The 368-nt window shown below is 41.4% G+C and carries 1 protein-coding gene; it reads right to left on the bottom strand.

Features of this window, described 5'->3' with window-relative positions:
- Positions 1 to 213, bottom strand: a 213-nt coding sequence (locus DLK05_RS17295; protein WP_209319986.1) for a GFA family protein, incomplete at its 3' end; no start/stop codon positions are given.
- Between the last annotated feature and the right edge of the window lie 155 nt (positions 214 to 368).

Genomic DNA, 368 nt, shown 5'->3' with positions numbered 1-368 from the left:
ATAAAGCTTGAGTACATCTTCGCCCGACAGTATTTTAATACCACTAAGATCAACCGAGCCCACAATAGCGCCTTTTCTTCGACATATTGAACAGTCACATCGTCTCGGATTTTCAATCCCATTAGGTAGCGTTAACTCTAAAACAACCGAGCCACAATGGCAGGTCGCTTTATGTTTTGATTGAATCTCTGTGTTACCGACTTTCTTAATCATCATCTAMCTCCCTTTGTTCTATTTGCTATAACTGCTTTTCCATAAGAAGAAGCGCCCAGATTTCTCCTTCAAACGATCGTGTTCCCATTTCTCGTGATGTCTGAACAAAGCCTAACGATTCGTAACAGTGCTTCGCCACTTGATTGTGTTCAAAG

This window comes from Ancylomarina longa (assembly GCF_003996985.1).
Lineage (GTDB): Bacteria > Bacteroidota > Bacteroidia > Bacteroidales > Marinifilaceae > Ancylomarina_A > Ancylomarina_A longa.
Note: the sequence above shows the minus strand (reverse complement) of the source record. Positions and strands in the feature narration are given on the sequence as shown.